Source organism: Pedobacter terrae (genome assembly GCF_036946585.1).
Classification (GTDB): Bacteria; Bacteroidota; Bacteroidia; order Sphingobacteriales; family Sphingobacteriaceae; genus Pedobacter; species Pedobacter terrae_C.
In genome coordinates, this window is sequence record NZ_JAQIIV010000001.1 from 125,755 (window position 1) to 137,939 (window position 12,185).

Here is a 12,185-nt window from a genome sequence, read left to right on the forward strand (position 1 = left end):
TCAGATTAAAATACTAAACCAGCTTCGCGGGCACCCTCTGCCAGCGATTTTACACGACCGTGGTATAAATAGCCATTTCTATCGAAAACAACTTCTTTAACACCTGCAGCAATTGCTTTTTCGGCTACTAACTTGCCTACTGCAACTGACTGATCGCTTTTGTTTCCAGTACCAGTAAAATCTTTCGATAATGATGATGCTGATGCTATTGTTTTACCGGTTACATCGTTAATTACCTGAGCATAAATCCCTTTATTGCTTCTATATACAGATAACCTTGGACGTTCTTCCGAACCGGTAAGTCTTTTTCTGATCCCTTTTTTAATACGATCTCTTCTTGATAATTTTTTACCTGCCATGATTACTATTTTTTAGATGCTGATTTACCTGCTTTTCTTCTTAACACTTCACCTACAAACTTGATACCTTTACCTTTATATGGTTCTGGTGCACGTAACGAACGGATTTTTGCTGCTACCTGGCCAATCAATTGTTTGTCGATACTTTCTAAAATAATTTTAGGAGTCTGACCTTTTTCTGATTGCGTAGTTACTTTAATCTCTGCTGGCAACTGGAATACATAGTGGTGAGAATAACCCAAAACTAAGTCTAATGTGTTACCTTGGTTTGTAGCACGGTAACCAACACCTACTAATTCCTGAGTTAATTTATAACCTTCCGTAACACCAACAACCATGTTGTTAAGCAATGAGCGGTACAAACCGTGTAATGCTTTGTGTTTCTTTTGATCTGATGGACGTTGAACTGTTAAAATTCCATCTTCTTGACTTACAGTGATATCTGAATCTACTGTTTGTGTTAATTCACCTTTTGGTCCTTTTACAGTTACTACGTTATCATTTGATACGGTAATTGTAACACCTGCAGGGATTGTAATTGGGGCTTTTCCTATTCTTGACATTGTGCTGTTCTCCTAATATTAATAAACGTGACACAATACCTCACCACCAATGTTTAATTTGGCTGCTTCTTTATCGGTCATTACACCTTTAGAAGTAGATAAGATTGCGATACCTAAACCGTTTAATACTCTTGGCATATTTTCAACACCAGCATAGTTTCTCAAACCTGGTTTACTTACTCGCACTAATGTACGAATAGCAGGAACTTTAGTAATCGGATTGTATTTCAAAGCAATTTTAATGGTGCCCTGAACTGTAGTATCTTCAAACTTATAGTTCGCGATGTAACCTTTATCGAAAAGAACTTTAGTAATTTCTTTTTTAAGGTTTGATGCAGGAATTTCTACAACACGGTGGTTGGCCTTAATGGCATTCCTTACTCTTGTTAAATAATCTGCTATTGGATCTGTATTCATTATTTATTGTTTTTGATAGTGGTTTCCTTCTGCTACCCAGCTGTGGGACCTGCTATCGGTTAAAATTTTTTTTTTTTAGTATAAAGACATAAGATATCAAGTATCGAGACCTAATTAAGTCTTGATACCTGATACTACAGTACTCAATACTATTCTATATTACCAAGATGCTTTTTTAACACCTGGTATTTTACCGTCTAGTGCCATTTCGCGGAATGTTACCCTTGAAATGCCAAAGGTACGCATATATCCACGAGGGCGACCAGTTAATTTACAACGGTTGTGTAAACGTACCGGAGATGAGTTCTTTGGTAATTTATCCAAACCCTCGAAATCTCCTGCTGCTTTTAATGCCGCACGTTTTTCAGCGTATCTAGCTACCAATTTTTGGCGCTTAACTTCGCGTGCTTTTACACCTTCTTTTGCCATTATTCTGCTGTTTTTTGATTTTTAAATGGTAATCCGAATTGTTTCAATAACTCAAGAGCCTCAACGTCAGATTTTGCCGAAGTTACGAAAGTTATATCCATCCCTAAAATTTTATTGATTTTATCTATATTGATCTCCGGGAAGATGATTTGCTCAGTAACACCTAAAGTATAGTTACCTTTTCCATCGAAACCTTTATCGTTAATACCTTTAAAATCACGGATACGTGGTAAAGCTACTGAAATCAAACGATCTAAGAACTCATACATGTTGTTATCACGTAAGGTTACGCGTACACCTACTGGCATACCTTTACGTAATTTAAAGTTAGAGATATCTTTTTTAGATTGTGCTGCAACCGCTTGCTGACCAGTAATGGTAGTCAATTCTACGATTGTAGTATCCATAATCTTTTTATCAGTAACAGAAAAACGACCTACACCCTGATTGATACAGATTTTTTCCAATTTAGGAACCTGCATTACAGTTTTATACTGAAATTTTTCTTTTAATGCATTTACAACTTCTTCTTTGTATTTGCTTTTTAATCTAGGTGTAGCCATTATTTAATTTCCTCCCCTGAAATTTTAGCAACTCTAACAATTTTACCATCTGCGTTAACTTTACGGCCAACGCGGGTAGTTTTACCAGATTTTGGATCAACCAACATCAGGTTAGAAACGTGAAGAGCAGCTTCTTTTTTAATAATACCACCGTTCGGATTTGCAGCATTTGGCTTAGTATGTTTAGATACTAAATTAATGCCTTCTACAATGGCTCTGTTTTTATCTTTTTGTACTGAAAGTACTTTTCCTTGTTGACCTTTTGAATCGCCAGCAATTACTTTAACTAAATCTCCTGTGCGGATTTTAAGTTTTGGTGTATTTACTTTGTTTCCCATTTTATAATACCTCCGGTGCTAATGATACGATTTTCATGAATTGTTTTTCACGTAGTTCTCTCGCAACCGGGCCAAAGATACGTGTACCTCTTGGCTCATCCTGTGCGTTCAATAATACAGCAGCATTATCGTCAAAACGGATATAAGAACCATCTTTACGACGGATTTCTTTTTTGGTTCTTACAACAACTGCTTTTGAAACTGTACCTTTTTTAACATTACCTGATGGCAATGCGCTTTTTACGGTAACAACTACCTTATCACCAATTGAAGCATAACGTTTGCCGGTTCCACCTAGCACGCGAATTACCAATACTTCTTTTGCGCCGCTGTTATCAGCAACGTTTAATCTCGATTCCTGTTGTACCATCTTATTTAGCTCTTTCTAAAATTTGTACCAATCTCCAGTTCTTGTTTTTACTCAAAGGACGAGTTTCCATAATTAATACTGTATCACCGATACCGCACTCATTTTTCTCGTCGTGAGCCATAAATTTGGTAGTTTTCTTTACGAACTTACCATAAATCGGGTGTTTTACTTTACGTTCCACGCTCACTACAACAGATTTATCCATCTTGTTGCTTACCACTAACCCGGTTCTTGTTTTTCTTAATTGTCTTTCCATGTCGACTCTCAAATTATTTAGTTTCAGTAGCTGACTCCGTGTTTTTCACTTTAGTCAACTGAGTGTTTAAACGGGCTATGTCTTTCCTTACTTTTGCAATACGCGAAGGATTTTCGATAGCTGAAATAGTGTGAGCGAACTTTAATTTTGACAAGTTCTCTTTTTCTTCCGCAATCTTAGCTACTAATTCTTCTTTTGAAAGCCCTGTGATTTCTGAATTTTTCATTTTTCTTTTTCTTTTACGTTGAGTGTAGCGGTTATAATAAACAAGTATTTACAACATTCATCTCAACACTTTACTATGCTTCTACGTAATCTCTACGTACTACGAATTTGGTTTGGATCGGTAATTTCTGAGCGGCTAAACGCAATGCTTCTTTAGCAACTTCCAAAGGCACACCTTCGGCTTCGAAAATTACACGCCCAGGTCTTACAACTGCTACCCAATACTCAGGAGCACCTTTACCTTTACCCATACGTACCTCAGCAGGTTTTTTAGTTACCGGTTTATCCGGGAAGATCCTGATCCATACTTGGCCTTCACGTTTCATGAAACGGGTTACGGCAATACGGGCAGCCTCGATCTGGCGACTTGTGATCCAAGTAGCTTCTAGAGATTTGATACCGAAAGATCCGAATGCTAACTCAGCTCCGCGGGAAGCTAAACCCTTCATTCTGCCTTTTTGCATCTTCCTGAACTTCGTTCTTTTTGGCTGTAACATTTTATTTTGTTCTAATCGTTAAACGATGTTAATAAATCAATTATTTACGAGGACCTCTGTTAGCGCCTGCGCCACCACCTCTGTTTGCACCACCTTGGCCTGGACCACGACCGCCGCCCTGGTTTCCACCACGTCTGTCGTTACCACCGCCACGGTTATCTCTTCCACCACCACGGTTATCTCTTCCGCCGAAAGCTGGTTTATCTGATGCGCCTTTTGGACCGTTGTTTGTTGCACCAATGTTTGGAGACAAATCACGTTTTCCATAAACCTCACCTTTACAGATCCAAACTTTAACACCTATTTTACCATAAGTAGTTAAGGCTTCAGCTAAAGCGTAGTCGATATCAGCACGGAATGTATGCAAAGGTACCCTTCCTTCTTTGTACTGCTCAGTACGTGCCATCTCAGCACCACCTAAGCGACCAGAAGTCATGATTTTGATACCTTCAGCACCCATACGCATGGTTGATGCGATAGATGATTTCATTGCTCTACGGAATGAGATCCTTGCTTCTAATTGTTTTGCAACACCTTCTGCAACTAATTGTGCATCAAGTTCTGGGCGTTTAATTTCGAAGATGTTAATTTGAATTTCCTTTTTAGTCAATTTCTTTAACTCTTCTTTGATTTTATCAACCTCAGCACCTGCTTTACCGATTACAATACCCGGACGAGCTGTGTGGATGGTAACGGTGATACGTTTTAACGTACGCTCGATAACCACTTTTGCAACACCGCCTTTTGCGATACGGGCAGAAAGGTATTTTCTTATTTTCTCATCTTCAACTAATTTATCGGAGTAGTTGTTGCCACCGAACCAGTTAGAATCCCATCCTTTGATAATTCCTAATCTGGCACCTATTGGATTTGCTTTTTGTCCCATTTCCTAATTAGTTTTGAGTTGTTTCTGTATTTTTACTATCTACAATCAGTGTTACGTGGTTAGAACGTTTACGAATTCTATATCCACGGCCTTGAGGAGCTGGACGTAAGCGTTTTAACTGACGGCCACCATCAACCATAACTGTTTTAACAAAAAGTTGGTTTTCTTCAGGGCGGGCACCTTCATTTTTAGATTCCCAGTTTTTGATAGCAGATAATAATAATTTCTCAACTCTTATTGCTGCTTCTTTATTGGTAAACTTTAAAATGCTCAATGCTTTTTCTACACGTTCACCTCTGATAAGATCTACAACCAAACGCATCTTACGCGGTGAGGTTGGACAATTGTTTAATTTTGCTATTGCTTCCATTGTCTAATTATTTTTTCTTTTCAGCGTGTCCTCTGAATGTTCTGGTTGGAGCAAATTCTCCCAACTTGTGACCAACCATGTTTTCTGTAACATACACAGGGATAAACTTGTTACCATTGTGTACTGCAAATGTGTGATTAACGAAATCTGGTGATATCATTGATCTGCGAGACCAAGTTTTGATTACAGACTTTTTGCCTGAATCATTCATAGAGTTTACTTTTTTCTCTACGTTATGGTCAATATAAGGTCCTTTTTTTATCGAACGAGCCATTATTTCTTCCTTCTCTCTATGATGTAACGATTAGAATATTTTTTAAGTTCTCTGGTTTTGTAGCCTTTAGCTAAAACACCTTTTCTTGAACGTGGGTGACCACCTGATGATCTACCTTCACCACCACCCATTGGGTGATCTACTGGGTTCATCGCTACCGGTCTAGTTCTCGGACGACGGCCCAACCAACGTTTACGACCTGCTTTACCTAGTACTTCGTTCGCGTGATCTGAATTAGATACAGCGCCGATAGTAGCGAGACAAGTAGTCAAGATTAAACGGGTTTCGCCTGAAGGCATTTTTAAAGTAGCATATTTACCATCGCGGGCAGCTAACTGTGCATAAGCACCTGCACTACGAGCCAATTGTGCTCCTTTTCCAGGGTGAATCTCCACGTTGTGGATGATAGAACCTAATGGAATGTTCGATAATTTTAAAGTGTTACCTACTTCTGGTGCTGCTTTGTCGCCCGATAATAATACGGAACCAACCTGCAATCCTTCAGGAGCGATGATATAACGCTTCTCGCCATCTGCATAATGTAATAATGCGATGCGGGCAGTACGGTTTGGATCGTATTCAACAGTAGCAACTGTTGCAGGAATATCGAATTTATCGCGTTTGAAGTCGATTAAACGATATGATTTTTTGTGACCACCGCCCATATAGCGCATAGTCATTTTTCCTGTATTGTTACGTCCACCAGACTTTTTTGATGATACAACCAATGATTTTTCGGGCTTGGTTGCTGTAATCTCCGTAAAACTAGCACCAACTCTGAAGCGGGTACCTGGAGTAACTGGTTTAAATTTTCTTAAGCCCATAGTTATAATGAATGATTAAATTAAAGGGTTGCGTAATAATCTATTGTTTCGCCGTCTTTTAACGTTACGATTGCTTTTTTGTATTTTGGGCTACGGCCTGATACAAAACCTGCTTTAGTGTAACGAGATTTAGCTTTTCCATCCACAACCATTGTATTAACTGCAACGATGGTTACACCGTACAATTTCTCAATAGCAGCTTTGATTTGGATTTTGTTAGCCTTGTGGTTAACACTGAACGTGAAACGGTTAGATTTCTCAGATAAAGCTGAAGCTTTTTCGGTTAATATTGGTTTTTTTAAAATTTCCATATTACTTGGCAAACGCCTCCTCCAAAGTTTTAACAGAATCAGCAGTTAACACAAGTACACCAGCGTTCAACACATCGTAAGTGTTTAAATCTGCTGCAGAGATTACTTTAGTTTTCTGAACGTTTCTGCTTGATAAATAGATATTATTATTTTGTGCAGGTAAAACCAACAAAGTTTTTTGATCATCTACTTTTAAAGCAGCCAATAAACTTGTGTAGTTTTTAGTTTTAATCGTATCGAAGTTGAAATCTTCTAAAACTACCACGTTATTGTCTTTTGCTTTGTAAGCTAAAGCCGATTTACGTGCTAATGATTTTAATTTCTTGTTCAATTTAAAACTGTAATCACGTGGCTGAGGACCGAAAACACGACCACCACCGTTAAATAACGGAGATTTAATGCTACCAGCACGGGCACCACCTGTACCTTTTTGTTTGTATAGTTTGCGGGTTGAACCAGCAATCTCATTACGTTGTTTAGATTTGTGAGTACCTTGACGTTGGTTAGCCAAATACTGTTTTACATCTAAATAAATCGCGTGGTCGTTAGGCTCGATACCAAATACTGATTCAGGAAGTTGCACCTTGGCACCTGTTTCTTTACCTGAAATGTTTAATACTTTAACTTCCATCTGATTATTTGTCTAAGATTACGTAAGAACCTTTAGCTCCTGGAATGGAACCACTAACTACTAATAAGTTTTGCTCAGCATAAACTTTCAAAACCTGTAAGTTTTGAATTTTCACCCTGTCTCCACCTGTTCTTCCTGCCATGCGCATCCCTTTGAATACACGTGAAGGAAATGATGATGCTCCCAATGAACCTGGGGCACGTAAACGGTTATGCTGACCGTGAGTCTGCATACCAACACCGGCAAATCCGTGGCGTTTTACAACACCTTGAAAACCTTTACCTTTTGAGGTACCTACAACATCAACAAAATCGCCTTCCGCGAATGCATCAACGGTTACCACATCACCTAAATTAAGTGAAGTTGTAAACGAATCGAATTCTACCAGCTTGCGTTTCGGAGTTGTGTTTGCTTTCGCGAAATGGCCTTTTAACGGTTGAGTTGTGTTTTTCTCTTTTTTCTCATCGTAACCCAGTTGGATTGATGAATACCCGTCTTTTTCTTCGGTCTTTACTTGTGTAACTACACAAGGCCCAGCTTCGATTACAGTACAAGGAATGTTTCTTCCTTCTGCATCGAAAATACTGGTCATTCCTACTTTTTTTCCAATAATTCCTGACATTTTATCTTTTCTTTTTAACACCCATCGAAGCAGTAGGGCTTCGTTCAAGGTGGTTGTACATCCCCCGAAAGGGACGGCAAAGATAGACAAGAATTATTAATTTTCAAATAGTTAGCTAAATATTTTTTCAAATAAATTGCTGATATGATGGGATTTAACTGAAAAATGAATACTAATAGGCTATTATAGCGTTTAAAGCAATAGTTATAAATTTGACTTAAAGCACTTTAGCTGGTTTTCCGGATGAGAAAATCTATACAAAAAGGCTAAAATCAATGCATATAAATTACTCATCCGCAAGCTTATCAATTGCTTCACAAATGTGATATATATCCAGTTCATTGCAGCCATATATACGCATATCGTCAACTAAAAAACCACCACAAACCAGGGCATTGTCAAGATCATTTTTTAACAAGAAATATTCACACAGGGAAGAGTAGAAGAACATAAACTCGCCATCTGAAAAATCTTCACGATCTGGAAAAGCCTGATCGATATAGTATTGCTGATTTAATATTTTAAACCCTTTTTCAATATTTCCGTCAATCATGGCAGCATGAGCAACAAAAAACCTCAGGTATAAAAAATCGGGGAAGCGTTCCATCCCCTCTTTTACTACAGCATCGGCCTCATCTTTAAGCCGTGCATGTAATCCCCTGGCACGGGTTTTAATAAAATTTTCCGGTTTTTGGAACAACTAAACGGCTTTACCTGATTTCGCCATTTGTTGATGTTTTTAAACAACAATTTTAGTTGTTTAATTTTGATATCTGATAAAATTATTGAAAAATTAATGTGCTATCCCACCATTTAGGCTGATGGTTATAATGGCTAAAATAATAAATCCGATCAGCACATAAAGGTAATCGCGCTCGATCAAAAAGCTAAAGATGGCGAAGACGATACGCGCAATTGGTGTAAAAATGAGCATCAGTATGCCAAATTGTACAATAGCATCACCCTGAAAACTGGTTAGCCCTTTAAATATGGCCAAAATAGAAGAAAACTTGCTCACTTCAGGTTTAAATACCTTATAATCGGTAATGGCTCCTTTGTTGTGGATGAGGAAAATGGCGCCACCAATTAATACAATGGACATCGAAATGATTACACCTGCCCGTAAAAGTGTACCCAGGATTACCTGGATATCCTTATCACTCACATTTTCTTTTTTTGCTGTATCCATTATAATCCACTTATTCCTTTATAAATCATCTGCAATGCCAAAAAAGTAACTACAATGGCAAATACAAGCTTAAGTTTATCGGTTTTGGCCCTTACCAATACTTTCGAGCCTACTGTTGCCCCGGTTAAAACACCAATGCATACCGGCATGGCAATACCAGGATCAATCTGGCCACGGTGCAAATACACTACTGCACTGGCTGCCGCAGTAACCCCCATCATAAAGTTACTGGTGGTGGTTGATACCTTAAAGGGTAACCGCATAATATTATCCATTGCAATTACCTTGAGGGCTCCACTGCCAATGCCTAGCAAACCCGACAAGGTTCCGGCAAAAAGCATCATTAGAAAACCTCCCGGAACATGTTTTACAGCATAGGGATGATCAACACCTTTATCAGGGTAAGATCCGTTCAGTTTAAAAAATCTGGCCCATTTATCGGTATTGTCCGAAGTCGTATGATCTACCTTTTTCTTTAAAGTCATGATAGCTGAAAAGATTAAAATGCAGCCAAACAGAATGGCAATATAGTTTGCATTAAGGTAAACTGCTATAATTGCCCCGCAAATGGCACCTATAGTGGTGGCGATTTCTAAAAACATCCCGATCCGGATATTGGTGATACCCTCTTTTACATAAGCAGCTGCCGAGCCCGAAGAGGTTGCAATAACCGAAACGATGGATGCACCAATGGCATAATGGATATCAACGCCTAAAGCCAATGTAAGTAATGGGATGATAATTACCCCACCTCCCAAACCGGTTAGCGAGCCCAATAATCCAGCTAAAAAAGCGCCTAATAAAACGATAATGGTAAACAGCAATACCGACATGCGGCAAATATAATGTACTGTTTTTGTGGAAACGAAGGATTTAGGGAATAAAATAAAGTCTATATGTTATATGGAATAGGTAAAATGGGAAATGAAAAAACTTGGCTAATAATTTAAAGGGATTGACTGGTATGACGTACACGTACAATTCGGATTTGATTTGAAGTAATTTTATACGAAATTCTGTAATGATATTTTCAAATGCCTCCAACTACCATCATTGTTTGTTTTATATTTATCAAGCGCACATTTTTCAGGATGTTGGCCAAGCAATCGTGAGATCAATGATTTCGTCGCGAACCATTGCTGCATATTTAATGAGTCTAATGCAATGTAATTGAAAGCTTTTTCTAGCTAATTTAGTGGTTTTACCCCAAACGACTACCAATTGGCAACCTCAGCCTTTACTTGGGCAGCAGAAATAAAATTGCCTTTATCTATTTCGGCATTTCCTTCATCAATCTCGGCATTATACTGCTCTAGGGTTTGAGGTTTGTCTATGCTATAATTTAAACCCAAGGCATCCAAAACGGCCTTAACAGCCTTTTCAGTCTTTTTATCGTTGATGTTTACAGTTAAAGTTCCAATTCCTCTGGCGATAATTTTAAGGCTATCGCTTCAGAAGATGCTTGAAATCTGTTATCTTTTTTTCGCAAAAACAATATAAATTGATTCTTCAGCATCAACATATTCATTGCAACTTAAAATAACTTCGCTTAATTTCATAGAATTATGTAACGTGAGGATTAAAAACGAATGATGGAATAGGCAAAATGTAAGATCGAATATCAACCCTCATCCAGCTTACATTTTTCCATCTTACATTACTTACCTAATCTTTTAATCATCTCGGCACTCAAATCCCTGCCATCATTTAATCGGTTGGCAAAAAATGATTTGGCCGCTTCAAAATGTTCTTTATATCCCTTTAAATCACCATAACCGATAATAGACGCCCACTCGTGCACTGCGGTATGGAATTCTAAATCATCCCCACGGATTGATTTATCGTATAATGCCGTCTTGATCGATTCTTCCAACATCAATTCATTCTTAAAAAGATATTCGGCAATTCCTAGCCTCAATTTAAATGGTGGTGTTTGGCAGATCAGGTTATCGTATGGATTTACGCCCATTTTATACCAGGCATATACCATACTCAATAAACTAAGATGCGAATTGGGCTTCTGTTTATGATCTGCATCAGATAGGCTGAACTCTTTCATAATGTTATCATCCAGCAATAAAAGTGAGCGGCTCTCATGAAAAACAAAATCGCGGGCCGCATAAATTTTCTCCCTAAATTCCTGTTCATTTTCACAGATCATCAGCTTAAACAGTTCAGATTCTGCCTGGGCATAATATTTAACCTGTTTTTGTGCATAAGGATTTAGAATGGCCAAACCTGCATAAATGTGCGATTTATAGCTAAAAATCCTCAGCGTGGTTAAAATCTTTACGTTATCGATCCCACCGGCATATGCAGGATTATCCCATGGGAAAAAACCGGCATTTTTCCATGCAGAGCCCATACTCTCAAAACCCATGTGCGTTACCGCTTGCGTATCGGCCACAATACGGTCGTGCTCCCGGTAATCGTCCATTTCGATAATGTTCGATTTTAAAGATTGATAAACATCCAATGCCTTTGCATAAACTTCATCGGTAGCCCGGTGACGAACCACTACAAGCGTTTGCCCCTCGGGACTAAAAGCCGGGCCATGTAAAGAATGGCAGGTCACAATCTGTATATCTGGCGGAAGGTGTTTTTCGAAAGCAGCAATTTCAGGATGTTTGACCGATGTCTGACCTGAAACAATTGCACCATACTTGGTGGAGCGCGCAAAAGTTGCCACCACTTCATCAATTTTCTCAGCTTCAACACAATAAATAATAAAATCAGATTTACGTGACACTTCATGGCCATCAACTAAAACTTCAACCCCCATAGGTTCAAGCTCGTTTTTCAAATCTATAAAGCGTAGTGGCATATCTGCGCCACATACCTTATAACCTGCATTTACAAACGATAAAGCGTACAATTTGCCCATATCGCCCATCCCAATAATTCCTATTTGCATGAAACAAATTTAACCTATCGTAAACAATTTTATAATAAAACTTAAATAAAATTGTTATTTAGAATGTGAAACCAAAATATTTTTATCGATTTGCCAAAATCTTAGACAGATTATTATTCGCAAAATAGATAAAAATGTAGTTTTACA

21 protein-coding genes are annotated in these 12,185 nt (G+C 38.3%); all 21 read right to left on the reverse strand.

The features are described 5' to 3' along the window. Window positions 1–5: 5 nt before the first annotated feature. The gene (gene rplR / locus PGN18_RS00565; protein ID WP_029278655.1) at window positions 6–359 is read right to left on the reverse strand and encodes a 50S ribosomal protein L18; all 354 of its coding nucleotides are present in this window, start codon (window positions 357–359) and stop codon (window positions 6–8) included. A gap of 5 nt (window positions 360–364) precedes the next feature. Next, window positions 365–922, reverse strand: coding sequence for a 50S ribosomal protein L6 (gene rplF / locus PGN18_RS00570; RefSeq protein WP_335317399.1), 558 nt, complete (start codon window positions 920–922; stop codon window positions 365–367). A gap of 18 nt (window positions 923–940) precedes the next feature. Beyond that, entirely contained in the window at window positions 941–1,339 is a 399-nt protein-coding gene (gene rpsH, locus PGN18_RS00575; protein WP_010599896.1) for a 30S ribosomal protein S8, read from the reverse strand. 159 nt (window positions 1,340–1,498) lie between these two features. Then, entirely contained in the window at window positions 1,499–1,768 is a 270-nt protein-coding gene (gene rpsN, locus PGN18_RS00580; protein ID WP_039475193.1) for a 30S ribosomal protein S14, read from the reverse strand. Next, a complete protein-coding gene (gene rplE, locus PGN18_RS00585; RefSeq protein WP_090984040.1) occupies window positions 1,768–2,334 on the reverse strand; it encodes a 50S ribosomal protein L5 in 567 nt (188 codons plus the stop codon). The genes rpsN and rplE overlap by 1 nt, the downstream gene beginning before the upstream one ends. Then, window positions 2,331–2,669, reverse strand: a complete 339-nt coding sequence (rplX, locus tag PGN18_RS00590) for a 50S ribosomal protein L24 (RefSeq protein ID WP_335317400.1) — start codon at window positions 2,667–2,669, stop codon at window positions 2,331–2,333. The genes rplE and rplX overlap by 4 nt, the downstream gene beginning before the upstream one ends. Window position 2,670: 1 nt before the next feature. After that, window positions 2,671–3,039 carry a 50S ribosomal protein L14 gene (gene rplN, locus PGN18_RS00595; protein WP_090886529.1) on the reverse strand — a complete coding sequence of 123 codons (369 nt, stop codon included), beginning with the start codon at window positions 3,037–3,039 and terminating at the stop codon, window positions 2,671–2,673. 1 nt (window position 3,040) lies between these two features. Next, on the reverse strand, window positions 3,041–3,295 hold the full coding sequence (gene rpsQ / locus PGN18_RS00600) for a 30S ribosomal protein S17 (RefSeq protein ID WP_010599901.1): 255 nt from the start codon (window positions 3,293–3,295) through the stop codon (window positions 3,041–3,043). 13 nt (window positions 3,296–3,308) lie between these two features. Beyond that, window positions 3,309–3,521: a 50S ribosomal protein L29 gene (gene rpmC, locus PGN18_RS00605; protein WP_090984044.1), complete on the reverse strand. Its 213-nt coding sequence runs from the start codon at window positions 3,519–3,521 to the stop codon at window positions 3,309–3,311. A gap of 73 nt (window positions 3,522–3,594) precedes the next feature. Next, window positions 3,595–4,017 carry a 50S ribosomal protein L16 gene (gene rplP, locus PGN18_RS00610; RefSeq protein WP_010599903.1) on the reverse strand — a complete coding sequence of 141 codons (423 nt, stop codon included), beginning with the start codon at window positions 4,015–4,017 and terminating at the stop codon, window positions 3,595–3,597. Between the two features lie 40 nt (window positions 4,018–4,057). Further along, window positions 4,058–4,903, reverse strand: a complete 846-nt coding sequence (gene rpsC, locus PGN18_RS00615) for a 30S ribosomal protein S3 (protein WP_090501104.1) — start codon at window positions 4,901–4,903, stop codon at window positions 4,058–4,060. A 7-nt stretch (window positions 4,904–4,910) separates the two neighbouring features. Beyond that, the gene (gene rplV, locus PGN18_RS00620; RefSeq protein WP_090501102.1) at window positions 4,911–5,273 is read right to left on the reverse strand and encodes a 50S ribosomal protein L22; all 363 of its coding nucleotides are present in this window, start codon (window positions 5,271–5,273) and stop codon (window positions 4,911–4,913) included. Between the two features lie 7 nt (window positions 5,274–5,280). Continuing rightward, on the reverse strand, window positions 5,281–5,547 hold the full coding sequence (gene rpsS, locus PGN18_RS00625) for a 30S ribosomal protein S19 (RefSeq protein WP_010599906.1): 267 nt from the start codon (window positions 5,545–5,547) through the stop codon (window positions 5,281–5,283). Beyond that, window positions 5,547–6,371: a 50S ribosomal protein L2 gene (rplB, locus tag PGN18_RS00630; protein WP_090984048.1), complete on the reverse strand. Its 825-nt coding sequence runs from the start codon at window positions 6,369–6,371 to the stop codon at window positions 5,547–5,549. The genes rpsS and rplB overlap by 1 nt, the downstream gene beginning before the upstream one ends. Window positions 6,372–6,391: 20 nt before the next feature. After that, window positions 6,392–6,682, reverse strand: a complete 291-nt coding sequence (gene rplW, locus PGN18_RS00635) for a 50S ribosomal protein L23 (protein ID WP_090501098.1) — start codon at window positions 6,680–6,682, stop codon at window positions 6,392–6,394. A 1-nt stretch (window position 6,683) separates the two neighbouring features. Continuing rightward, on the reverse strand, window positions 6,684–7,313 hold the full coding sequence (gene rplD, locus PGN18_RS00640; RefSeq protein WP_090501096.1) for a 50S ribosomal protein L4: 630 nt from the start codon (window positions 7,311–7,313) through the stop codon (window positions 6,684–6,686). A 4-nt stretch (window positions 7,314–7,317) separates the two neighbouring features. Continuing rightward, window positions 7,318–7,935 carry a 50S ribosomal protein L3 gene (gene rplC / locus PGN18_RS00645; protein WP_057932251.1) on the reverse strand — a complete coding sequence of 206 codons (618 nt, stop codon included), beginning with the start codon at window positions 7,933–7,935 and terminating at the stop codon, window positions 7,318–7,320. A gap of 286 nt (window positions 7,936–8,221) precedes the next feature. Then, window positions 8,222–8,635, reverse strand: a complete 414-nt coding sequence (locus PGN18_RS00650) for a hypothetical protein (protein ID WP_335317403.1) — start codon at window positions 8,633–8,635, stop codon at window positions 8,222–8,224. Between the two features lie 93 nt (window positions 8,636–8,728). Beyond that, the gene (locus PGN18_RS00655; RefSeq protein ID WP_335317404.1) at window positions 8,729–9,124 is read right to left on the reverse strand and encodes a DUF1634 domain-containing protein; all 396 of its coding nucleotides are present in this window, start codon (window positions 9,122–9,124) and stop codon (window positions 8,729–8,731) included. Next, a complete protein-coding gene (locus PGN18_RS00660; protein WP_335317405.1) occupies window positions 9,124–9,957 on the reverse strand; it encodes a sulfite exporter TauE/SafE family protein in 834 nt (277 codons plus the stop codon). Before PGN18_RS00660 ends, PGN18_RS00655 begins: the two co-directional genes overlap by 1 nt. A gap of 824 nt (window positions 9,958–10,781) precedes the next feature. After that, window positions 10,782–12,038, reverse strand: a complete 1,257-nt coding sequence (locus PGN18_RS00665) for a prephenate dehydrogenase (RefSeq protein ID WP_335317406.1) — start codon at window positions 12,036–12,038, stop codon at window positions 10,782–10,784. Between the last annotated feature and the right edge of the window lie 147 nt (window positions 12,039–12,185).